The sequence below is a fragment of the Deinococcus arboris genome (assembly GCF_009755355.1).
GTDB classification, from domain to species: domain Bacteria; phylum Deinococcota; class Deinococci; order Deinococcales; family Deinococcaceae; genus Deinococcus; species Deinococcus betulae.
The window spans coordinates 117905-140161 of sequence record NZ_WQLB01000006.1 but is presented as its reverse complement, the minus strand read 5'-3'; the positions used below and the strand labels follow the sequence as shown (position 1 = coordinate 140161).

General features: G+C 63.5%; 18 protein-coding genes and 2 pseudogenes. 14 read left to right on the top strand and 6 right to left on the bottom strand.

Features of this window, described 5'->3' with window-relative positions; all coding sequences use genetic code 11:
* Positions 1 to 349: 349 nt before the first annotated feature.
* Positions 350 to 589 (top strand): annotated as a pseudogene (locus GO986_RS06610) (IS6 family transposase); the annotation flags it as partial.
* Positions 590 to 609: 20 nt separating this feature from the next.
* Here the strand turns inward: GO986_RS06610 and GO986_RS06605 are convergent.
* Together GO986_RS06605 and GO986_RS06600 are read right to left on the bottom strand one after the other, a co-directional pair.
* Positions 610 to 1086: a hypothetical protein gene (locus GO986_RS06605; protein WP_157458488.1), complete on the bottom strand. Its 477-nt coding sequence runs from the start codon at positions 1084 to 1086 to the stop codon at positions 610 to 612.
* 152 nt (positions 1087 to 1238) lie between these two features.
* Complete coding sequence (locus GO986_RS06600; protein WP_157458487.1) at positions 1239 to 2699, bottom strand: chymotrypsin family serine protease; 1461 nt, start codon at positions 2697 to 2699, stop codon at positions 1239 to 1241.
* A 377-nt stretch (positions 2700 to 3076) separates the two neighbouring features.
* Here GO986_RS06600 and GO986_RS06595 point away from each other — a divergent pair.
* Positions 3077 to 3765: pseudogene (locus GO986_RS06595) on the top strand (IS6 family transposase).
* Between the two features lie 143 nt (positions 3766 to 3908).
* Here the strand turns inward: GO986_RS06595 and GO986_RS23360 are convergent.
* The gene (locus GO986_RS23360) at positions 3909 to 5024 is read right to left on the bottom strand and encodes a helix-turn-helix domain-containing protein (protein WP_157458486.1); all 1116 of its coding nucleotides are present in this window, start codon (positions 5022 to 5024) and stop codon (positions 3909 to 3911) included.
* A gap of 114 nt (positions 5025 to 5138) precedes the next feature.
* Here GO986_RS23360 and GO986_RS06585 point away from each other — a divergent pair, with 114 nt between their 5' ends.
* The 6 genes from GO986_RS06585 to hpaD all read left to right on the top strand — a co-directional run bounded on the left by GO986_RS06585 (position 5139) and on the right by hpaD (position 11723).
* Positions 5139 to 5939: a fumarylacetoacetate hydrolase family protein gene (locus GO986_RS06585; RefSeq protein WP_369409203.1), complete on the top strand. Its 801-nt coding sequence runs from the start codon at positions 5139 to 5141 to the stop codon at positions 5937 to 5939.
* Between the two features lie 62 nt (positions 5940 to 6001).
* The gene (locus GO986_RS06580) at positions 6002 to 6730 is read left to right on the top strand and encodes a hypothetical protein (RefSeq protein ID WP_157458484.1); all 729 of its coding nucleotides are present in this window, start codon (positions 6002 to 6004) and stop codon (positions 6728 to 6730) included.
* A 149-nt stretch (positions 6731 to 6879) separates the two neighbouring features.
* Entirely contained in the window at positions 6880 to 8439 is a 1560-nt protein-coding gene (gene hpaE / locus GO986_RS06575) for a 5-carboxymethyl-2-hydroxymuconate semialdehyde dehydrogenase (protein WP_157458483.1), read from the top strand.
* Complete coding sequence (locus GO986_RS06570; RefSeq protein ID WP_157458482.1) at positions 8436 to 9248, top strand: NAD-dependent epimerase/dehydratase family protein; 813 nt, start codon at positions 8436 to 8438, stop codon at positions 9246 to 9248. The genes hpaE and GO986_RS06570 overlap by 4 nt, the downstream gene beginning before the upstream one ends.
* A gap of 5 nt (positions 9249 to 9253) precedes the next feature.
* Positions 9254 to 10747: a 4-hydroxyphenylacetate 3-monooxygenase, oxygenase component gene (gene hpaB / locus GO986_RS06565; RefSeq protein WP_157458481.1), complete on the top strand. Its 1494-nt coding sequence runs from the start codon at positions 9254 to 9256 to the stop codon at positions 10745 to 10747.
* A complete protein-coding gene (hpaD, locus tag GO986_RS06560; RefSeq protein WP_157458480.1) occupies positions 10740 to 11723 on the top strand; it encodes a 3,4-dihydroxyphenylacetate 2,3-dioxygenase in 984 nt (327 codons plus the stop codon). Before hpaB ends, hpaD begins: the two co-directional genes overlap by 8 nt.
* Positions 11724 to 11797: 74 nt before the next feature.
* On the opposite strand, the gene GO986_RS06555 is transcribed toward hpaD, so the two are convergent.
* A complete protein-coding gene (locus GO986_RS06555) occupies positions 11798 to 12856 on the bottom strand; it encodes a hypothetical protein (protein WP_157458479.1) in 1059 nt (352 codons plus the stop codon).
* 80 nt (positions 12857 to 12936) lie between these two features.
* On the opposite strand from GO986_RS06555, the gene hpaH reads away from it, so the two are divergent.
* Both hpaH and hpaI read left to right on the top strand, forming a co-directional pair.
* Positions 12937 to 13785, top strand: a complete 849-nt coding sequence (gene hpaH / locus GO986_RS06550) for a 2-oxo-hept-4-ene-1,7-dioate hydratase (protein WP_157458478.1) — start codon at positions 12937 to 12939, stop codon at positions 13783 to 13785.
* Entirely contained in the window at positions 13778 to 14539 is a 762-nt protein-coding gene (hpaI, locus tag GO986_RS06545) for a 4-hydroxy-2-oxoheptanedioate aldolase (protein WP_369409202.1), read from the top strand. The genes hpaH and hpaI overlap by 8 nt, the downstream gene beginning before the upstream one ends.
* 405 nt (positions 14540 to 14944) lie before the next feature.
* Here hpaI and GO986_RS06540 read toward each other — a convergent pair whose 3' ends face one another.
* The gene (locus tag GO986_RS06540; protein ID WP_157458476.1) at positions 14945 to 16009 is read right to left on the bottom strand and encodes a carboxypeptidase-like regulatory domain-containing protein; all 1065 of its coding nucleotides are present in this window, start codon (positions 16007 to 16009) and stop codon (positions 14945 to 14947) included.
* 226 nt (positions 16010 to 16235) lie between these two features.
* Complete coding sequence (locus GO986_RS06535; protein ID WP_157458475.1) at positions 16236 to 17489, bottom strand: glycerate kinase type-2 family protein; 1254 nt, start codon at positions 17487 to 17489, stop codon at positions 16236 to 16238.
* Between the two features lie 165 nt (positions 17490 to 17654).
* Between GO986_RS06535 and GO986_RS06530 the strand changes: the two genes are divergently transcribed.
* The 4 genes from GO986_RS06530 (at position 17655) to GO986_RS06515 (ending at position 21825) form a co-directional block, all read left to right on the top strand.
* Positions 17655 to 19394 (top strand): alkaline phosphatase, encoded by a 1740-nt coding sequence (locus tag GO986_RS06530; protein WP_157458474.1) that lies wholly within the window; start codon positions 17655 to 17657, stop codon positions 19392 to 19394.
* Between the two features lie 112 nt (positions 19395 to 19506).
* The gene (locus GO986_RS06525) at positions 19507 to 19959 is read left to right on the top strand and encodes a hypothetical protein (protein ID WP_157458473.1); all 453 of its coding nucleotides are present in this window, start codon (positions 19507 to 19509) and stop codon (positions 19957 to 19959) included.
* A gap of 10 nt (positions 19960 to 19969) precedes the next feature.
* On the top strand, positions 19970 to 20629 hold the full coding sequence (locus tag GO986_RS06520) for an ABC transporter ATP-binding protein (protein WP_157458531.1): 660 nt from the start codon (positions 19970 to 19972) through the stop codon (positions 20627 to 20629).
* Positions 20626 to 21825 carry an FtsX-like permease family protein gene (locus tag GO986_RS06515; protein WP_157458472.1) on the top strand — a complete coding sequence of 400 codons (1200 nt, stop codon included), beginning with the start codon at positions 20626 to 20628 and terminating at the stop codon, positions 21823 to 21825. Before GO986_RS06520 ends, GO986_RS06515 begins: the two co-directional genes overlap by 4 nt.
* Positions 21826 to 22257 lie beyond the last annotated feature (432 nt).

Here is a 22257-nt window from a genome sequence, read left to right as displayed (position 1 = left end):
CCCTGGCGGGGGACTTCATCTCGTCTCAGCACCAACCCTTCACAGCGCAGACTCAAGAGAGAGGAACAGGTCGCCAGAGCGATTCACCGTTCTTTTTTGGCTATCCATAGGCGCTCCCATTCCGCTTTAGTAGAGCGTAGCCGAGCAGGCACTGGCTGCGTTTCCAGATCGCAACATCCGTCCCTTTCCCCTCTCGCTGCCCTGAGCTTCCACTAGAGGCTGTAGGACGAACGGTTGTGGCAACTTAAGCTCGGGAGGCTGGTGAGCTGTGACTGACCGAAAGCCCTCCCGCCACCGTTTTCCCCTGAGCGTCATCGGCTACGCCCTGCGGCTCGTGCACCACGGTGTGGAGCACGTTCAGGCTGTCTCCACCGCCCGCTGCAACAACCTGACCATGCACGCCCATCGACCGACTCGGCAGCAGGAACGTGCTCAGCTCGGCTGCAAACGACGAAAACCGACGCAAGAATTCCTCGCCCTACACACCCGAGTCTCGAACATCCACCGCCACACCCGGACTACCATCTCTGCCGCTCTCACACGAAGCAGTCAATCCGCAGCCCTGCTTCGCTGGCCTTACCGAGGTTAAGTTGCCAGAACCGTTCGTGGTCACTTGACTTCCAAAGTGGCTGTGTTCGAAACCAGGAGGGGCAACGCTCGCTGCTTGCTTCCTTGCTCCGTCGTCGCACGCATGTGAACGTGAATGATGTATCGACCCTGCTGGAGGTTCGCCTTGCTGATCTCCGCAAGAGGCAGGGGAAGTTCACTCCAGACGCCGCGCGCCGTATTGAACCCGATCTGTCGCTGCGCGCACAGAGTCTTCGCATTCGGGTACATCAGCAGTGCAGTTCCGGTTCGGTCAAAGACAGTGAAGCGCACCTGGCATGGCTCAACGTAAATGATTCGACTGGAGTTCTCCAGTCCTTTGACCTTGATCGTCAACACAGGGGCAGACGTTCCTTGAACGACGATTCGGCCAGGAATAAACAATTGCACCGGGCCCTGGGCTGTTGCTGCACCAGCACTCACCATCTGTACAGCCAGCATGCTGGAAAGAGCGAAGGCCACGCTAGGTCTATGGGTCATCTGAAACTCCTTCAAAGTAACAGGCGCTTCGGTCTTGCTCTGCTAGGGGAAGATGCTCTGGAGATGCTTGCCGCTGCCCCCGCCACCTGATCAATCTCCCTGAAGTCATGATGTCGTCATGACTGACCACGTACCGTTGAAATCTCTAAAGATTAGCTACAAGGTTGTCCCACGGTATTGCAGAAGGTGAGGCTTCCGAGACCGACGAAGTCTTGGCGAATATTTTCAATGGGCGAGAAAACGGCGCGAGACTGACCATCACCGGCGAAGTGAATCCCCGCCAGTTGCACATTGTAGTTGGACGGGTTCTGCCCATCCCGAACGAACCATGGAGAACCACTGTCGCCACCGGCAGAAATAACATACGCGCTGGTGCTGTTGACCTCTACACCATCCAACACGGTATACCGCTGGCCTCCCAAAGACGTGATGGTAACGTCAATGGACGTGTCGACCACTCTTCCTTTGGTCCAGCCCGTCGTTGCACCCACCTTGGTCAAGAACGACCCAACGGCCGGGATACCGGTCACGGCTGTGACCGTGTAGGCGTCTGGGGCTGTAAACGTTCCCCCGACGGTCTTTTGACCGTTGGACTCGAACGGCCGAACGATCCGGCCGATGTTGGAGGCCACTTCATAGGTGGCGAAAATGACGTCAGATCGCACGCAAGAGACGGTATCGCCCGTCTCATCGTCCGAGCACCCGGGCGTGTCGGCCTGAATGAGACGAGGATCGACGGCCTCTTTGCCAATCCGAACACCCCCCTGAGTAAACGCATAGTTGTCGTACTGACCTGGGAAGGGAGTGCAGTGCCTGTTCGTGAGGAAGCCCTGGGGATTGGTGATCCCGTTCGCCGTACCCGTGTAACGGACGTTCGTACCGAGGGTACAGCCGGACGACACCGTATTGTTGATATCTCTAATTCTCACTCCGCCCAGGGGAGGATCGAAGCGACTCTCGACATCCAGTTGCGGCTTCAGATCGCTGACCTGAAACTCAACCATATCGTTAGGATAGCCGAGTGAGGCCACCGTCTGCTTCAAGGCTTCGAGTTTCTCTGGCCCGCTTGCGGTAAATACCAAGACGCCATCGCTGTCGCGAATATAGGAGGAGACGGCGTATCCTTTGGCCAGCAACTGGCTCCTTGCCTTGATCTTCCCCTTGTAGAGTCCAAGGAAATTGTATTTCGCCTCAATGAATTCGGGTTTAACCCGCTTGACCTTCACCGCGCGTCCGTCTTCGGTGTAAAATGTCGGCGTAAGTTTGTGTGAGTCCAGCAGTTCTTTGAGGGCCTTGGCAATTTGCCCGACACGTTGGCCAGGCAGGTCGCCACTGTGTTTGACCAGACGCATGATGACGGCACCCTGTTCGTCCATCGTATATCCTGCAAAGTTTGGATACTGCTCTGCAAGTTTTGCAAGGGCACTATCGAAATCCTGGGCTTGACGCTCTGCAGCCGTCATTTGAGAAGAAAGCCAGCTGGTGTTTGATGGGCCTTTGTCGTTCTTCTGTGCAGTGAGATCTGAGCTCGACTCCGGCGAGACCTGTTGTCCACACGAGGAGACGAGAAGAGAAACGGCAAGAAAAACAGATGCGTGACTTTTTACATTCATAAGTGCACCTCAACAGAAATGAATCCACCTTTCAAAAGTGGCAGCCACCGACAGTCAAAACGTCGATGCATGTCTCAGGCAGACCTTGAGGAGCCTAACGACCAACAAAACAGTCTGATGCCGCAAGTCTGCGAGGTTGAGGCGAGGCTAAAGCTTCCCTTAAGTGGTGGTGATGGGCCGATGTTCGGGACACAAGCAGCAAAGGCCTCATGATCTATTCCAGGTCGTGCCTTACACCCTGCCGCGAACGAACCGTCATGTCCAAAAATGACTCACTTTGCGCTCCTTTGACTGCCGGGCCTCACAAGACCGATCAGTCCCGATAGTTCTGGCAAATTGAGTATTTAGGGTTCTGGCAACTTAAGCTCGGGAGGCTGGTGAGCTGTGACCGAAAGCCCTCCCACCACTGTTGTCCTCTGAGCGTCATCGGCTACGCCCTGCGGCTCTACCACCGTTTCCCCCTAAGCCAGCATGACGTGCAGGAACTGCTCCACGAGCGCGGTATCCAGGTCAGTCACGAAACCCTCCGGCAGTGGACCATCAAGTGCGCGCCGCTCCTCACCGAAGCACTGCGTCACCGGGAACCCCGCTGGCATCTCGACGAGGTCTAAGTCAAGGTCGGTGGGGTCAAGCAGTGGTTGTGGCGCGCGGTCGACGAAGACGGGGCCATACTCGACTCCCTCATTCAGGAACATCGAGATATCGAGGCAGCCAGGTTATTTCTCATGCGTCTGCTCGGTGAGTATCGCGTTCCAGAGGCCATTCACACCGACAAGCTGTGGAGCGACGGGGCGGCGCTGCGTCAGCTGCCCGTGCACCACGGTGTGGAGCACGTTCAGGTTGTCTCTACCACCCGCTGCAACAACCTGACCCTGCACGCCCATCGACCGACTCGGCAGCAGGAACGTGCTCAGCTCGGCTGCAAACGACGAAAACCGACGCAGAATTCCTCGCCCTACACGCCTGAGTCTCGAACATCCACCGCCACACCCGGACTACCATCCCGGCCGCTCTCAGACGAAGCCATCAATCCACCGCCCTGCTTCGCTGGCCTCACCGAGGTTAAGTTGCCAGAACCGATCAGGTTAGGCATCGGAACCAGCTTTATGACCCGACCTGCCGCGAAGCCCGGTGGATTGTCCCATCTCCTGGGTTGCTCGTCACGTGACGAGCAACTTAACACGGACCCGATTTTATGCGTACAGCACTCTATCCCGACCCCAACTCCAGCTCATCCCCTGACGTTTCCGTGCTGGCAAAAGCCAGGTATAAGCGGGCCAGCAGGGCCGGGTCATGCAGCGGTGCCCCCAGGGCTTCCTCGGCACGCTTGAGGCGAGCCCGGACGGTGTTTACGTGTAAGCCCGTTTCCTGGGCCAGGGTGGTCAGGGTACCGCCGCAGGCCAAATAACGCCGGAGGGTGCCCTCAACCCGGCCGCCGTCACCCAGGGCCGACAGCTGAAGCTGCACCTGCTCGCGCACCGTGCTCAGAGCGCCGCTGTCTAGCAGGTGCGAGAGGGGGTCCATCTGCTGAAACAGGGCGGCGCCGCCCCCAGTCGCCACCGAGCGCAGGGCCTGCCGAGCCTGCCTGAACGCGCGGCCCACAGCGGCGCTGCGCGCGTCCTCGGCGCTGCGGGCACTCACCCCCAGACGCACACTCCGGCCGGCAGAGGCCACCAGGGCCAGGCGCAATTCCTGGGTCTCGCGGTTCAGGTCCAGGCTGCGCCACAGCCACACGGCCAGGTCACCACGCACGGTCGAGTGCCCCAGCAAACGCCGCTCCTGAAAGTATCCCTCGCCGGCCCCCGCCAGCACGTCCAGCGCCTGTTCTCGTTTCTGGGCGCTCAGCGCCGCTGTCTCTGGCCCGGCAAAAACAGCGGCGGCCAGAGCAAAGGGACCATCACCGGGGAGGCGAGCGTCCTGGCCACTCAGCAGGGCGTCCAGCGCCCGTTCGCCCACCCGCCGACGCGCCGCCCCCGCGGCGGCCGCCTGTAAGCGGGCCAGCAGGGCGTAGCCCGCCAGCACCGTCTGTAGGCCCACCCAGTCGGTCGGAAAGCCAGTCACCAGGGTGCCCACATGACGCCCAGCGTGTTCGAGGCGCTGCGTGGTCAGGGGTCCAGCGGCCCGCCCAGCACTGGCCACCACATCGCCCCAGCTGGCACGAATCTCGGCGTAGCCGCCGGTCCAGTGGACGGCCTGGTCCACCAAGGCTGTCTCTGGAAGCGCAGAGACCGCCGCCGCCTGTAACGCCGTCAGGGCCGCACCCAAGGCCGGATGCGCCAGCAACCCTGGCAGGGCTGAGGCCGGGTCGTCTCGCTCCTGGGCCATTGTGCCAATCTACACCCCGGCGCCGAGCCGCTGTGGAAGCCGACACCTGCCGCCGTCCAGGCCGCGCCTATGCTGACGGAAGAATCCTCTCGCTTTTCCCCACAGGAGTTCCCCGTGAAATACGCCCGTTTTATCGCCGGAGGCCGCGCCCTGAACGGTCACCTGCACGAAGGCCAGCTCATTGATGCCGCTGGCGTGGCCCATGACCCCGCACAGGTGCAGTTTCGTCTGCCTGTGGACCCGCCCAAGGTCATTGCCCTGGCCCTGAACTACAACGACCACGCCGGAGAACTGGGACTGACCCAGCCCAAGGAACCCGCACTGTTCTGGAAGCCCAACACCACCTTGCTGCCCCACGGCGGCACCGTGATCTACCCGCGTGGCGCCCAGTTCATGCACTACGAGGTGGAATTGGGCGTGATCATCGGCCGCGACGTCCGCCGCGTCAAAGCCAAAGACGCGATGGACTACGTGGGCGGCTACACCATCGGCAACGACCTGGTGGTGCGCGACTACGTGACCAACACCTTCCGGCCGCCCATGCGCGGCAAGGGCTGGGACACCTTCGGGCCGCTGGGGCCGTATTACGTCACCGCCGACGAGATTGCCGACCCCCACAACCTGCGCCTGACCGCCCACGTGAACGGCGAGCTGCGGCAGGAAGGCAGCACCAGCGACATGATTTTCTCGATTCCCGAACTGATCGAGCACATCAGCCGCTTCATGACCCTGCAAAAAGACGATGTGATTCTGACAGGCACGCCCAAGGGCATTTCGCATGTGCGCCCCAGCGACGTGATGACACTGGAAGTTGAGGGTCTGGGCATCTTGCAGAACGACATTCAGGAAGAGGATGAGGGCGCCGACCCCATCACGGGCCAGGAGAGCAAGGAAGGCGAGTGGGACGGGCGCTGAACATGTGCGGGGCGTCAGCGCCTCCTGCACGCCTCCTCATGTGGGGGGCGCAGCCTCAGGGCATGAAGACTATTTTCTGCACTGCCCTCCTGAGCGTCTTTGCCCTGGCCTCGGCGGCCGGTTACGACATGAAGTCCACCCTGCAACTCGGGGACCAGGCTGCCCAGCCGCTGCTGGCGTGGTGTGAAGCCCCGAACGCGGTGATCACGCTGACCACCCTCCAGAGCGGACAGGCCACCCTGACCGTGCGTGACAAGCAGGCCAAAAGCCTGGGCCCTGTGCGCGCCTTCCCGGTGACGGTGGGCGACCCCGACCCCGGCGCTGGGCAGGTCTACACCCCTCTGTCCTGGAAAAGTGGTGGGACGACCGTTGAGGGCTTCCTCCATACCAGCAACGTCGAGAACGTGCGCGACCCTGCTTACCGCATGACCCACGTCAATGAATTCAAGCTGGGGGACGTGACTCACCGCTGCCGCTATGTGCCGCAGGCGGCGTTTCTGGGCGCCACCGACCGCCGCGCCGTCATCATCTGGCAGCAGGGCGACCGCGTGACCTACGCTACCCGCAATTTCGACGGCACACCGGGCGTCTACGTCACGGGGGGCCGCCCGGTGGATTTTGGCACCGAAACCGGCTGGGGCTACGAGTTCACGGCCGGCGGGTACACCTACACCGTGGCGCGCGGCGACTTCTCCCCCCGGCCCCTGATGCGCCTGACGGTGCGCCAGGGTGACAAGGTCGTGCAGACCGAGCTGTTCCACGCCTATTCCCTCAGCCTTCCCCAACCCTGAGACGGACGGACGCTGTCTGCTTCGTTTCCTCAAACGGCACAGAACCGACAGGTCAACTCCGCGCCCTGAACCCGCTTTCTCCCTCTCGCTCTGCTTGGATGAACCCGTTTGTTCAAACGATTTCAGCGCAGAGCCTCTAAGGAGTCCAGATGACCCTTTCCGAAGCCACCCATCCCAACCACGACTTGGCCCGACAGCTGCGGGACTCGCGCCTCTCGGGCGGGCTGCGGCACTTTATCGGTGGGCAGTGGGTGGAGGCCCAGAGCGGGCGCACCTTCGACGCTCACTCGCCGACCGACAACACGCGCCTGGTCACGGTGGCTGAAGGAGACGCCGCCGACATTGACCGCGCCGCCCGCGCCGCCCACGACGCCTTTCAGACCTGGAAGGAAGTGAGTGGGGCCGAGCGCCGCAAAATCCTGCACCGCATTGCAGACCTGATCGAGCAGCGTGCCCAGGAAATTGCTGTGCTGGAAAGCATGGACACTGGGCAGGCCATCCGCTTCATGAAGTCGGCGGCCACGCGCGGCGCCGAGAACTTCCGCTTCTACGCCGACCGCGCCCCGTCGGCGCAAGACGGCCAGAGCCTCCCTGCACCTGGCTTTATCAATTACACCCTGCGCCAGCCGATTGGCCCAGTGGGCGTGATTACCCCGTGGAACACCCCGTTCATGCTGTCCACCTGGAAAATCGCCCCGGCGCTGGCCGCCGGCTGCACCGTAGTCCACAAGCCAGCCGAGTGGAGCCCGGTGACGGCGACCCTGCTGGCCGAAATCATGGACGAGGCGGGGCTGCCTAAGGGCGTGCATAACCTTGTCCACGGCTTCGGGGAAGGGGCAGGCAAGGCCCTGACCGAACATCCACTGATTCAGGCGATTGCCTTTGTGGGGGAGACGACCACCGGCAGCCACATCATGCGGCAGGGCGCGGACACCCTGAAGCGCGTGCATTTTGAGCTGGGCGGCAAGAATCCGGTCGTGGTGTTCGACGATGCCGACCTCGACAAGGCCCTGGACGCTGTGGTGTTCATGATCTACAGCCTGAATGGCGAGCGCTGCACAAGCTCCAGCCGCGTCCTGATTCAGGAGGGGATTTACGACGAGTTCACCGCCCGCATTGCCGAGCGGGCGCGCAACATTCGCGTGGGCGACCCCCTGGACCCCGAAACCGAGATAGGCCCGCTGGTTCACCCGCGTCACTTTGACAAGGTGCTGTCGTACTTTGACACGGCTCAGCAGGAAGGCGCGACTATTGCGGCGGGCGGAAAGCGCCTGGGTGAGGCCGGAAACTACGTCTCCCCCACCCTCTTTACGGGTGCGCGCAACGAGATGAAAATCGCCCAGGAAGAGATTTTTGGGCCGGTCCTGACCGCCATTCCTTTTAGCGACGAGGCCGAAGCCCTGGCGCTGGCGAACGACGTACGCTATGGCCTGGCCGGTTACCTGTGGACCAATGACCTGACCCGCGCCCACCGCTTTGCTCAGGGCCTGCAGGCGGGCATGGTCTGGGTGAACAGTGAAAACGTGCGTCACCTGCCCACGCCGTTTGGCGGCGTCAAGAACAGCGGCATCGGTCGGGACGGCGGCGACTATTCCTTCGAGTTCTACATGGAAACGAAAAATATTGCCGTCTCGCTGGGCACGCACAAGACGGCGCGGCTGGGCGTCGGCAAGGCGCCGACCATCACCAAGGAGGAGGCGGACGCTTGACCACCATCCTGATCACTGGCGCGGCGGGAGAGGTCGGCACGGCCCTGCGTGAGCAGCTGCGCGACTTCCTGCCGGCGGGCGACTACACCCTGCGCCTCTCGGATCACCGCGACCTCGGTGAAGCTGGGGCAGGCGAGGAGCTGGCCCCCGCCGACCTGACTGACTTTGACGCGGTGCTGAAGGCCATGCAGGGCGTGGACGCCGTGATTCATCTGGGCGGCATTGCCAACGAACACTCTTACGAGCGTATCCGCGACGTGAACGTGGACGGCACCTACCATGTGCTGGAAGCGGCGCGGCAGGCCGGCGTGCGGCGGGTGGCCTTTGCCTCCAGCATTCATACGGTGGGCTTTTACCCCCGCGAGCCGATTGGGCCAGAGGTGCCCGTGCGGCCCGACACCTTCTACGGCGTCAGCAAAGTGTTTGGTGAAGCGCTGGGCCGCATGTATTTCGACCGTTACAACCTGGAATTTGTGAGTGTGCGCATCTGCTCGTTTCAGGCGCAGCCGAAAGATGCCCGGCACCTGTCCACCTGGCTCTCGCCGCGTGACGCCGCGCAGCTGTTTGCCCGCGCCGTGACCGCGCCGGACGTAGGTTTCCTGGTGGTGGCGGGCATCAGCGGCAATACGCGGCGCTGGATGACCCCCGAAGGCTGGGACGTGCTGGGCTACGCACCGCAGGACGACGCCGAAGCCTACGCGGCAGAAGTTGAACACCTTCACGACGACCACAGCGACATCACCGAGCAGCGCCAGGGCGGCATTTTCGTGGATTCACACTACACCGGCCTGGCCGGAAAGGAAGGCTAACACGTATGGGCGCCATCACTGGCCAGCAGTTTCTGGACCGTCTGCGCGACAATCCGCCGACCCTTTACATTGACGGGGAACGGGTTACCGACCCCACCACCCACCCCGCCACCCGCAACATGGCCCACAGCCTGGCTGGCCTGTACGACCTGCAACACCAGCCGCAGTGGCGCGACCTGCTCACCTTTGAGGAGAACGGCCAGCGCTATGCGACCTCCTTTATGGTGCCGCGCACCAAAGAGGACCTGGCCAGGATTGGTGAGGCGCACCGCGTCCGTGCCAATTACGCCCTGGGCTTCCTGGGCCGCGCGCCGGACTACATGAATGCCAACGTCATGGCCGCCGGCACGGGCGCTGAGTATTTCAGTGCGTGCAGCGCCAGCGTGGCAGGCGATGAGAAGCGGGACTTTGCCGCCAACATGCGCCGCTACTTTGAGTTTGTGCGTGACAACGACCTGTGCCTCACGCACGCGCTGACCAATCCGCAGGTCAACCGCGCCAAGCAGGCCAGCGAGATGCCCGACCCCTACATCGCGCTGGGCGTGGTGGAAGAAACCGAGGAAGGCGTTATCGTGCGCGGCGCCCGCATGATGGCCACCCTGCCGATTGCCGACGAGATTCTGGTGTTTCCCTCCACCGTGCTGAAGGAAAACGCCGACAAGAGCCGCTACGCGATGGGCTTCGCGCTGCCCTGCAACGCGCCGGGCCTGTCGTTCCAGTGCCGCGAGCCGTTCGATATCGGCCGTGACCCCGAAGACCACCCGCTGGGCAGCCGCTTTGACGAGCAGGACGCCTTCGTGATTTTCGACGATGTGCTGGTGCCCTGGGAGCGGGTGTTCCTGCTGTACGACGTGGAACTGGCCAACAAGGCCTACGCCGGCACCGAGGCCGTGCTGCACATGGCCTATCAGGTCGTGAATCTGAAAGTGGCCAAGACGGAAGCTTTCCTGGGGACCGCGCAGGCCATCGTGAACGCGATTGGCTCCGGGCAATTTCAGCACGTGCAGAGCAAGGTCGCAGAAATCATCGTGATGCTGGAAATTATGAAGGCCCTGGAGGTCGCCGCTGTGGCGGGTGCCCAGCCCAACGCCAACGGCGTAATGACCCCGGCCCGCGGTCCACTGGACGCCGCGCGCAACTACTACCCGGCCGTGTACGCCCGCCTACCCGAACTGCTGCAACTGCTGGGCGCCAGCGGCATCATCATGATGCCCAGCAAGGCCGACCGCGAGGGGCCACTGGGCCCGCAAATCCAGAAGTACCTGCAAGCCGGGGCTGCCAGCGCCGACGAGCGCCTGAAGCTCTTCCGCCTTGCCTGGGACATGTCCATGAGTTCCTTCGGCGGACGCCAGAGCCTGTACGAGAAGTTCTTCTTCGGTGACCCCGTGCGGATGCACTCGGCCCTGTACGAGGTGTACAACAAGCAGCCCTATGTCGAGCGGATTCAGGCGTTCCTGAATCAGGCCGCGCAGCCCGAGGGGGTGGCCGCTGATGACTGACCTCTCCCCTATCCGTCCAAACGTGATCCGGATTGCCCACGCCGTCCTGACCGTGAAAAACCTGGAGGCCAGCCGCGAATTCTACGTGGATCTTCTCGGCATGCACGTACTGCATGAGGAAGCCGGCGCCCTCTACCTGCGGGGGGTAGAGGACCGCGAGTGGACCCTGAAGCTGGTCCAGGAAGATCACGCCCGCGTGCGGCACCTGGCCTACCGTGTGGGCGGCGAGGCCGACCTGGACGCGCTGGTGGCCCTGGCCGAGCGAGAAGGCCTGCAGTGGCGCTGGGAAGAGGAGTTGGACCGCCCGCGCCTCCTGCGGATGCAAGACCCCTTTGGCATCCCGGTGGCCTTTTACCACCAGAGCACCAAGCACCCGTGGCGGCTACAGGACTACCACCTGCACCGGGGGCCGGGCCTGCAACGCGTGGACCACGTGAACGTGATGGTGCCCGATGTCGAGCGCACCATGCGCTGGTACATGGACACCCTGGGCTTCCGTCTCTCCGAATACACCGTGGACGAGCAGGAACGCTACTGGGCCGCCTGGATTCAGCGCCGGGGCGGGGTGCACGACCTGGCCCTGACCAACGGCGCCGGGCCGAGGCTACACCACTGGGCCTACTGGATGCCCGACATCACGGCCATCATCCGCACCTGCGACATTCTGGCCGGGGCGCGTCAGCCCGAGCGCATTGAACGGGGGCCCGGCCGGCACGGCGTCTCTAACGCCTTTTTCCTGTACATCCGCGACCCCGATGGCCACCGCATCGAGCTGTATACGAGTGACTACATCACCGTGGACCCAGACTTTGAACCCATCCGCTGGCTACGCGACGATCCCCGCCGCCAGACCCTGTGGGGCGCCAAGACCCCCCGCAGCTGGTTCGAGGAAGCGTCTGACCTGGAAGCCTTTGACGGCGGCGTGGTGCCCGCCAAAGACGGCGACCTGACAGGAATCCCGGTTCACGTTATCTGAGGATGTGGACTGGGCGCGGCGAGACGGACACCAGGGGCAAGCTTGCCCCTGGTGTCCGTCTCGCCCGCTGCCTGTTATTTCGGCTTCAGGAGGACGGTTCTGACGGCCTTCTGGCCTGTCTGGGTGGCCTGGGCCAGCACCCAGCCCTGCTCGTTCAGGGCCAGCACCACCTGAAGGGTCCAGCCGTCCACGCGAATGGGCCGGTAGGTGCGGGTGGCGTGGGTGTAAATGAACTGGTCGTTCAGGTAGCCCACGAGCGCTTGCCCCGTCTCGTTCAGGTCCTGCGGAAACACCGCGTCGGTGCCGGCCGGGCGCGCCACCTGGCTGGGCTGCTTATCGGCTTTGGGCCAGAGGTACAGGCTGGCGCCATCGCCGGCCACGTCTTCGCCCAGAATCAGGCCCGCGTCATTGATGAATTTGGGCTGCCACTGCTGCTGATTGACACTATAGGTGACTTCAGGTCGCTGAAGATGGGTGTCAGCCACAAATTGCCCGGCACGGTTGATGTCGTTCACGCCTTCAAAGTTGCCTTCCAGCACCTCGCCCGTTGCCGGCTGCCACAGGTAACTCTGGCCCGTGTTCAGGTCGCTGGCCACAGCGCTCAGGTCTGGCGCGCAGTTCTGAATGAAAATGTCAGTGTTAGGAAAGGTGATGGGCGTAAAGCGGCCACCGCTGTAGAGCAGCGCCGCCTGCTCCGAAAAGGTATTCATGACGATGCGCCCATCGTCGGCCAGGCAGGAGCGGCCCACCGAAGAAGCCAGTTCGCCCGTTTTGAAGCCTCTGGGCAGTGCCAGCGCTTTTGGCGTTCCGCCCGTCCACAGGTGCAGTACGTCGCTGTCATTGGCGCGGGCCTCGGTCCCCTTGTGCGCCACGAACAGCACGTGCCCTTTGTTGTTCAAAGCCAGGGCAAAAGCGTGCTGAAACCCGGCCGGCAGCGGCACCACCTGCACGCTAAAGGTCGCCCCCGTCCCTGGCGTGGTGGTCGCCTTGACACTCTGGGCGCGCGGGGTGGGCGCCGGGGCACTCTGGGCCTGCCCAACGCCTACTGCTCCACCCAGCAGGGCAGCACTGACCACGGCCAGCAGGAGACGGGCGGGCGACCCAGGACGGATTCGGCGCAGTTCAGAAGGCATACCACCAGCTTAGAAAGGGGCCAGGACACTTGGCAGGACAGTTCCTCGGCCCCTCTTCCCTTCTCACCACAAGGATATCCATGACCCAGGATCACCGTAGTATTCCCGACGATCAGTTGACGACCCTCGCCGCCCAGCTTGAAGAGGCGGAGGCCAGCGGCACGCCCCTCTCGCCTTTCAGTGAGCGTTTTCCCGGCATGACCATTGCCGACGCCTACGCCGTACAGCGGGCCTGGGTCGCGCAGAAGGTAGCGGGCGGGCGGTGCGTGACCGGCCATAAGATTGGCCTGACCTCACGCGCCATGCAGATGGCCTCGCAGATTACCGAGCCGGATTACGGCGCGCTGCTGGACGACATGTTTTTTGAACCCAATGGCGACATTCCCCTGTCGCGGTTTGTGGCCCCGAAGGTGGAGGTCGAACTGGCTTTCCTTCTCAAAGCCGACCTGCAAGGCCCGCAAGTCACCGTGTTTGATGTCCTGCGGGCCACCGAGTACGTGACCCCCGCCGCCGAGATTATTGACGCCCGCATTGAGCGGATCAGCCGGGCCACCGGTAAGCCGCGCCGGGTGACCGACACCATCAGTGACAACGCCGCCAACGCGGGGGTGATTGTGGGGGGCCGCGCCATAAAACCAGACGACCTGGACCTGCGCTGGGCGGCGGCGCTGTGTATCCGCAACGGGGTGATTGAAGAGACGGGGGTGGCCGCAGGCGTGCTGGGTCATCCAGCGGCGGGCATCGCCTGGCTGGCCAGCCGCCTGGCCCCCCACGGCGAGGGCCTGAAAGCCGGAGAACTGGTGCTGGCCGGTTCCTTTACCCGTCCGGTGGACATTGCCAGTGGGGACGTCTTCACCTTCGATTATGGGCCGCTGGGCACCTTCTCCTGCCGCTTTGCGGGCGAGGCGCGTGGAGTGGCCCGTGGCTGAGAATCTCTTCAAAGCGGCCCTGAAACGCGGCGAGCCCCTGATCGGCCTGTGGCTGGCGCTGGCTGATCCTTACAGCGCCGAGTTATGCGCGGGCGCAGGGTTCGACTGGCTGCTGATAGACGGCGAACACGCGCCCAATGACGTGCGGTCCACTCTGGCCGCGCTGCAGGCTATAGCCCCCTACCCTGTTCAGGCGCTGGTGCGCCCGCCCGTCGGCAGCGCTGTCCTGATGAAGCAGTTGCTGGACATCGGCGCGCATACCCTGCTGATTCCGATGGTCGAGACCGCCGAGCAGGCGCGTGATCTGGTGGCCGCCACCCGCTATGCCCCGCAGGGTGTGCGGGGGGTAGGTGCCGCACTGGCGCGCGCCAGTGGCTTTGGCCGTGACGCAGCGTATTTGCAGGCGGCAGACGAGCAGGTGTGCCTGCTGCTACAGGTGGAATCAGTCGCGGGATTGGCCGCTCTGGACGAGATCGCGGCGGTAGACGGCGTAGACGGGGTCTTTATCGGCCCCGCCGATCTGGCCGCCAGCATGGGGGTATTGGGCCAGCCAGGCCACCCAGAGGTTCAAGGGGCCATTCGTGATGCGGCAAGCCGGATTCGCGCTGCGGGCAAGGCAGCCGGCATCCTGTCCACTGATGAGGCGGTGGCCCGCACCTACCTGGAATGGGGCTATTCGTTCGTGGCTGTAGGCACCGATGTCACCCTGCTGTCCCGAGCCACAACTGCACTTGCAGCGCGTTTTAAGAGCTGAAAAAAAGTTGCTCGTCACGTGACGAGCAACTTCAAAAGGATGCCAAAAGAACGTGCAGGACTGCGTTGCCCCTAATTTAAATTTCCGTATAGCGACAGCTATATCACCTCTACGCCTCACAAAATACGCTCAATGAAAGGGCAGACCGATTTCCGCATCGGTCTCCCCTTCCACTGTCATGGGTTCGGAGGTGAAACGCATTCGACGTACCTGAGTGTTTCTATGAAAACGCTGATACTCTTCGCAGAGTCCCAGGAAATATCGGCTATGACACGCCCTGAAGCAATTTGGCTTCTGAACGCACTGCTCTGAACATCACCACCCACAAGCATGGACTTCCCTCGGGCTGTCTGGCCAAAATAGGCAAGGTCAAGGTGCATTCCAGCTTCACTTCACCTCATTGGCTTATTTGAGCACAATGTCGAGTTCCATCAGGATGCCGTATTTAGCAGAGTTCTGAAAAGTAGCGGTCACTGAGGGCGCGTAGTGCCCTTTGTTGCTGTCGTAGGTCGATTTCACAAGCATGGGCCGCTTCTGCCCGGTGGAGCTGATCTGCCGGGCCGTCAGGGTATATGTCCCCACCGGGACATCCTTACGCGTGTAATCGTCTCCCAGGCGCCAGGTTACTGCCTTACCGACACTGCCGTCCAGCAGCGGTCCAACTGGTGTCAGTGTCAGCTCGACATCGTTGGTGTCGTAGTCCACACCGGCCCAATCCGGATGAACCCAGACGGTGCCGCCCAGAGGTCCTTCTTCCGACGTACCCGTCAGACGCCAGGTGAAATTGCGAATAGCTCCCTGGTCCCCAGAAAAGGCGGCAGCGTTGTCGGCATACAGGCGGCTTTCCCAGATTCCGCCGCCGTAGGGGCGCTGGACATAGGCCCCTGCTCGCCAGGTGCCGACTTCGCGCGGCAGCTCAAGACGGTAGTGGCCCTGCGCGTCGGTCGTGGCCAGCGCATTCATGTTGTGGTATAGCGTGTTGTCGGCGAAAACCTTGACCCCGGCCAGTGGCTGCCCCGCACTGTTCTTTACGACACCTGTCAGGACATAAGGGGTAGGCCGAGCGCTGACCGCAGCGGCGACCCGCTGCAACTTCACAGGGTCAGACTGCCCACCCAGCACCGATGTGCCCACCAGTTGCCCATTCTTGAGCGTCAGGGCCACATTGGCTTTGCCCGCTGCTCGCTGCACACTAAACAGGAGGCTGCCCTTAACCGCGTCCCAGCGGCCCTGCACAGGATAAGTTTGCCCACCAATCACGAATGTTCCTGACACTTGCCCCCCCGTCACTTTGAACGTGGCCGCTATATCAATCCAGTCCAGCTTGCCCGTCCAGTCGCCACTTAGAGTGCTGGGTTGAGTGGCGAGCGACGGTGCTGAGGTGGTGCGAGGAGCGGAAGAGGTCTGGGCCGATATGAGGCCAGTGGTCAGCACGGCGAGAGACAGAACGAAGGGGCGCAGAGAGGACATAGGGGTCTCCTAAAGGTGAGGCTGTGACACGAAACGGATGGACGGACAGAAGGGAGCCCAACGTGCGGCAATTGCCTTCATCAACCCGGAGGAGACCGGGGCAGCAACACCGTCTGGAAGCAATGTAAGAAAGGCAGGATGATGGGCCGATGGTGACCAGACTGAGCCCGGCTCTTCAACCTGCTGGCCTCTCACTCCTTTACCTACCCACCGCAATGGGACGACTTTAGACCGGTTCCACCAGCAAAACGCGCAAGTCGTTGAGATTCTGCCCAGTCGGGCCAGGGACCAGCAGGTCGTCCAGGGCGGCAAAGAAACTGCCTGAGTCATTGGCCGCCAAGGCACCCGGCGCGTCCAGGCCCAGCGTGGCGGCACGGCGCAGGGTGTCCGGGCTCAGCAGGGCCCCCGCCCCACCGCTAGTGCCGTCCACCCCGTCCGAGCCCGCTGAGACGCCATATATGCCATGATCGTCGCCCAGCGCCAGGGCCAGCGCCAACGCAAATTCGGTGTTGCGGCCGCCGCGGCCAGCACCCCGGACGGTCACGGTGGCCTCGCCACCAGAGATGAGGGCCACTGGTACTCCTTCGGCTTGGGCGCGGCGCACTTCGGCGGCGTGCCAGACCGCCAGGTCACGCGCTTCACCCGTGAAGGTCTCACCCAGGATGATGGCCCGTATCCCTTTCGACTCCAGGGCAGCCTGCGCGGCCCGCAGGAGGGTCCCGTTCCTACCAATCACCGTGCTGTGGGCATTGGGCAAAACACTTGGCGTCTCTTCATGCAGCCCCTGCGCGCCCGCCCGCAGATAGGTTCTGACCTCTGGGGCGGGCACTGCAAACCGGTCCAGCACGGCCAGGGCGTCCGCATATGTCGTGGGGTCAGGGACTGCCGGCCCGCTGGCAATGATTGCGGGATCGTCGCCCACCACATCACTGAGCAGCAGCGCGCGCACGCGGGCGCGGGTGCCAGCTGCTAATCGGCCCCCCTTCACGTCGGATAGGTGCCGCCGCACCGTGTTCAGGGCCTGAATATCGGCGCCGGCCCGCATCAACTCGGTGCAGACTGCGGCCTTCTGGGCCAGGGTCACCCCTCGCGGCGCGCACAGCAGGGCGCTGGCACCCCCAGAGAAGAGGGCCAGCACTTCCTGGTCAGCAGTCAGCGCCCCCAGCCGGACCTGGGCCAGCCGCGCCGCCGCGACACTGCGTGCGTCTGGGAGGGGATGCGCGGCCCGGCGCACCTCTACCTGCGCTGGGAGTGGGGGCAAAGGCGCGCCATCTGGCAGTACGAGCAGCCCTGGAACGGCGGGAAAAGCCTCCTGCGCGGCGCGCATCATCGGGGCCGCCGCCTTGCCCACCGCGAGGATGAAGTCAGGTGACCGGCCAGACAGGTATGGGGCCAGTAGCAAGCCCGGCGCCGTGGCGGCCAGCGCGGCGTGATACGTCTCGCACAGCAGATCGGTCTGGGGCAGGGGAGAAGTGGACATGCCACGCACAGCATAAAAGGCCCGGTCGAAGCAGGACCAAGAAGCAGCTGGCCTCTCGCGGTGACACGCAGACCGTTCACGGTGGGAGAAAAGGAATCAGCCGACCTTGAGCTCAGGTCATCTGGACTGATACCTGGATGACAATCATGAGTCCGAATACAGGTCATGAAATATCTTTTGGGTCTTGCCCTTCTGGCCAGCACTGTGGCTTCGGCCGCTAGCCTCAGCATCTATCCGTATGACGGCGCCAAATTCGTTCCCGGCCAGCGCTTTGACCTGCGCATTGAAGCAGAGAATGTGCAGGAGCTTAAGGACGCGGCGGTCACCCTGGATGGCCGCCCCGTCGAGGGCCTGGTGCGCACCACCAGCAAGCCCACCAGCGCCGAATGGACGCTGCGCAGCCAGAGTCTGCCGACCGGCCTGCACGAACTGAAGGTGCGCTACACCGATGCCAACGGTGAGGTCACCAAAACCGCCCGTTGGTACGTAGTGCCGGTTGTGGCCCCCCGTGCCAAGAACGTCATCCTGTTCATCGGGGATGGCCTGGGCTGGAACACCGTGAACGCGGCGCGCCTGGTCGCCCATCCCTACAACCCGGCCAATGGCAACGCCACAGGCCAGCTCGCCATGATGAGTGACCTGAGCGGTATGGCCACCGTCACCACCAGTTCCTATGACAGCGCGATGGCCGACAGCGCCAACACGGCCAGCAGCATCGCCACCGGCCAGAAGATTCAGGTCAACGCCCTGAACGTCTACCCCGACAACACCGCTGATTCGCTGGACAACCCCCGCGTGGAGACCATTACCGCCATGGTCAAGCGCAGCATGGGCAAGAGCATCGGCATCGTGTCGAGCGCATTCGGGGTGGACGCCACGCCCGCCGCCTTCGCCTCTTACACCCGCCGCCGCGGGGACTACCAGGCCATTGCCGATCAGTATTTTAAGGGTGACGTGCAGCCCGACGTGCTGCTGATTGGCGGCAGCCGCGACTTCATTCCCAGCACAGCGCCCGGCAGCCGCCGCAAGGACGCCACCGACTGGATTACCGACAGCCAGAAACAGGGCTACACCTTTGTCAGCAGCCGCACCGAGCTGAACGCCGCTGGCGGCAACAAGCTGTTTGGCCTCTTTAACATCGACAATATTCCCAGCTATCTGGACCGCGCGCAGTACCAGACGCCTGAGGCGCTGGGTGACTTTAAAGACATGCCGTACCTGTGGGACAGCACAAAGAAAGCCGTCGAGACCCTGGAAAAGAACCCGAACGGCTTTTTCCTGATGGTCGAGGCCGGCATGGTGGACAAGTACGAGCATCCTCTGGACTGGCAGCGGGCCATCTGGGACGTGCTGGAGCTGGACAAGGCCGTCGAGTGGGCCAAGACGTACGCCAAGAGCCACCCCGATACCCTGGTGCTGGTCACGGCTGACCACGCCCATTCCCTCAGCGTCTACGGCACCTACGACGCCGCCAAGGGACCCGGCAAGCGCGAGGCCGTCGGGGTCTACGAGGCAGCTGGCTTTCCCACCTACGGCGACAAGCGGGATGCCAATGGACTGCCCCTGCCCGAAACCAGCCGCACCTACGCGGTGGGCTTTGCGGCGGTGCCCGACTACTGTGAAACCTACCTGGGCCGCCGGGTGTTTCTGGACCCCACGGTTAGCAACGGCCAGACCGGCGCGGCGGCCGGTTTCCTGCCCAACCCCAAACTGTGCCAGGAAGGCGCCGTCACCCGCACCGGCAACCTGCCACCCAGCGCCAACCAGGGCGTCCACACGGCCGACCCCCTGCCTCTCTTTGCCTTCGGCCCCGGCTCGGAGAACTTCTTTGGGATGATGGACCAGACGGACCTCTTTTTCTCCATGGCCCGCGCCCTGGGCCTGGACGCCACCCGCACCCGCTGACCCAGGTGGCGCAGCCTACACCTGGCCGCGCCCCACACGCATCTGACGTGCCCCTGATTCAGCCGTGCTGAATTGAGGGGCAACGTCCATTCCTTCTGATTCGAGGTGACCTTTGAACCGCCGTACTTTTGTCCGCCTGCTGGGGGCCGTGCCTGTGCTGCTGTGGGCCCCCGGCGCTGGGGCGCGCTCGGGTGTCCCGCTGCTGAAATTCAGTGAACTGTATGGCCGCGTGACCGTGCGAGGCGCGGAATACAGCGACAAACTCAAGGGCCTCCAGGGCCAGAAGGTGCAGATGAGCGGCTATATGGCGCCGCCCCTCAAGCCCAGACTCGATTTTTTCGTGCTGACCAAACAGCCCATGAGTACCTGCCCGTTTTGCACCACCGCCGCCGACTGGCCCGCCGATATCGTGCTGGTCATCATGCCCAGGGGGCGCGAACTGGAGCCGACGACCAGGGGACTCCAGATCACGGGCCGGCTGGACATCGGGGTCAAGAAAGACGAGGACACCGGTTTCGTCAGCCTCGTGCGCCTGTACGCCGATGGCGTCACCACCAGCGGATGACGGCGCCGTGATGGACCAGCCCCAGGCCCTGACAGTCAGTGAGCTCTGCGTTCAGCACGGCCGCGAGGTGACGCTGCGTTACCCCGACCTGCACCTGCCGGCTGGCACCCAGTTGGCCGTCACCGGCCCCAGTGGAACAGGGAAGACCACCCTCCTGCATGTGCTGGCCGGTCTGCTGACGCCCCTGTCGGGGCAGGTCCAGCACGGCGACTTTGACCTGACGCGCGCGTCTGCGCCGCGCCGCGACCAGTTTCGGCGGCGCGCCGTAGGCTACGTCTTTCAGGATTTTCACCTGATGCCTGGCCTGACCGCCCAGGAAAATGTGGAACTTGGGGTGCGAGTTACCGGCCTGAAGCGGCCAGGGGCACTGGCCGAACAGGCGCTGACTCAGCTGGGGCTGGGCCACAGGCGGCACCACCGCCCCCATCAGCTCTCGACGGGCGAGCGGCAACGGGTGGCCCTGGCGCGCGCCGTGGCGCACCGGCCGGGCCTACTGCTGGCCGATGAACCCACCGCCCACCTTGACCGGGACCGGGCCGCCAGCGCCGCCTCACTGCTCCTGGGCACAGCGGCAGAGCTGGGCGCCACTTTGATTCTGGTCACCCACGACCCCCAGGTGGCGGCGCTGCTGCCGGGGCGCCTTGACCTGACCCAGGTGGGCGGCGCATGAACCTGGCCCTGTGGACGGTGCTGCGCAGTGTGCGCGCCCGCTGGGGGGCGCTGGTCATCACCGTTCTGGCCGTGGCGCTGGCCACCGCCACCGCGCTGGTGGTGCCCTTAGTCACCCGCCAGGTCGAACGCGGGGCGCAGGACGCGGCCCAGGTCTTCGACCTCCTGGTGGCGGCGCCCGGCAGCAGCACCCAGGCGGTGATGAGCAGCCTCTTTTACCTGGATGCCCCGACCGGCAACATGCCAGAGCGGGTCTACACGGCCCTGCGCGACGCCCCTGGCACCCGGCGCGCGGTGCCGATTGCCCTGGGGGACACTTATCAGGGCTTTCCCATCGTGGGCACCTCCGCCGCCTTTTTTGACCAACGGAAGCGGCCGGCCGACCCACCCTATTTCAGGTTGACTCAGGGCACCCTGTTTGCGAAAGAACATGACGCCGTGCTGGGCGCCCGCGCCGCGCGCGAGGCGGGTCTGCGCGTCGGTGACACGTTCACCGGCACACACGGTCTGACCGGGCCCGAGGAGGAAGAAGCGCACGACGAGGCCCATGACGAACCGTATACAGTCACGGGCATCCTGGCTCCCACAGGTGGGCCCGTGGACCGAGCGGTGCTGACCCCCATAGAAACAGTCTGGGAAGTCCACAGCGCGGCCTCCAGCGAACGAGAGGTCACCGCCGTGCTGTATGCCGCAGAGCAGCTGTCTGGCATCTACGTAGCGGCGCAGCGCATCAATGCCGGGCAGGACGCGATGGCCGTTTTTCCGGGTCAGGTGTTTGCTCAAGCGCGCGACATGCTGGTTCAGGGGCAGGCGGCCTACGCGGCGCTGGCCCTGCTGGTGCTGGGCATTGCGGCCCTGACCGTCTGGCTCAGCGTGTACACGTCTGGCGTGGAACGTCAGCGCACGGTGGCGCTGCTGCGGGTGCTGGGCACGGGGCGGCGCGTGGTCTTCCTGCTGGTGCTGTTTGAAACTGGGTTAACGGTCCTGCTGGGGGTGGGATTAGGCATCGGGCTGGCCCTCATCCTCAGCCTGACGGGCGGGCAGGTGCTGGGCACCCACCTGGGCTTCACGCTGGCGCCGCCACAGCTGACCTGGCCCCTGGTGTCGCGGGTCTTGCTGCTGCTTCCTTTTGGCCTTGCCGCCGCACTGCCCCCGGCGGTGCTGGCCACACGGGTATCCCCACTGAAACTCCTTTAAGGGGGGAAGTTCAGCGCTGTCAAAAAGATATAACCACACCGCCTGCCAATCAGAGCAGACGGTGTGCGCTGTCACCTGACAGCCGAGCGTTGCACTTGAGCGGCAGGGCGACGTGAGCTGATTCCACAGGAAACCTGAGGCAGAGAGGGGAGAGGCCAGCCCGATAGGGCTCAGAGGTGTGCCTCACTAGCCAGCTCAATTTGCAGAGGCGTCTTGTGGCGTATCAGTGGCACAGGTGAATGTGATGTGGCCTGCTCCGCTGATTGAGCCGGTGCACCTTAACTGAAAAGAAGAAACTCTATTAGTAATTCAGAGTAACTAACTAGAAAGAGGGAGTCCGTCCGACACTCCACTCATTCCTCTGCAACAAACTCATTTCACAAGCCCTTTCCTGTGGCCTCAAGGCTTGACAGGGAAGAGGAGATTGAGCAT

Coding starts and splice junctions, on each gene's coding strand:
- hpaE (WP_157458483.1), top strand. CDS start 6,880: ATGACCCTTTCCGAAGCCACCCATCCCAACCACGACTTGGCCCGACAG.
- GO986_RS06555 (WP_157458479.1), bottom strand. CDS start 12,856: ATGCCTTCTGAACTGCGCCGAATCCGTCCTGGGTCGCCCGCCCGTCTC.
- GO986_RS06605 (WP_157458488.1), bottom strand. CDS start 1,086: ATGACCCATAGACCTAGCGTGGCCTTCGCTCTTTCCAGCATGCTGGCT.
- hpaD (WP_157458480.1), top strand. CDS start 10,740: ATGACTGACCTCTCCCCTATCCGTCCAAACGTGATCCGGATTGCCCAC.
- GO986_RS06600 (WP_157458487.1), bottom strand. CDS start 2,699: ATGAATGTAAAAAGTCACGCATCTGTTTTTCTTGCCGTTTCTCTTCTC.
- hpaB (WP_157458481.1), top strand. CDS start 9,254: ATGGGCGCCATCACTGGCCAGCAGTTTCTGGACCGTCTGCGCGACAAT.
- hpaH (WP_157458478.1), top strand. CDS start 12,937: ATGACCCAGGATCACCGTAGTATTCCCGACGATCAGTTGACGACCCTC.
- GO986_RS06515 (WP_157458472.1), top strand. CDS start 20,626: ATGAACCTGGCCCTGTGGACGGTGCTGCGCAGTGTGCGCGCCCGCTGG.
- GO986_RS06535 (WP_157458475.1), bottom strand. CDS start 17,489: ATGTCCACTTCTCCCCTGCCCCAGACCGATCTGCTGTGCGAGACGTAT.
- GO986_RS06520 (WP_157458531.1), top strand. CDS start 19,970: ATGGACCAGCCCCAGGCCCTGACAGTCAGTGAGCTCTGCGTTCAGCAC.
- GO986_RS06530 (WP_157458474.1), top strand. CDS start 17,655: ATGAAATATCTTTTGGGTCTTGCCCTTCTGGCCAGCACTGTGGCTTCG.
- GO986_RS23360 (WP_157458486.1), bottom strand. CDS start 5,024: ATGGCCCAGGAGCGAGACGACCCGGCCTCAGCCCTGCCAGGGTTGCTG.
- GO986_RS06540 (WP_157458476.1), bottom strand. CDS start 16,009: ATGTCCTCTCTGCGCCCCTTCGTTCTGTCTCTCGCCGTGCTGACCACT.
- GO986_RS06580 (WP_157458484.1), top strand. CDS start 6,002: ATGAAGACTATTTTCTGCACTGCCCTCCTGAGCGTCTTTGCCCTGGCC.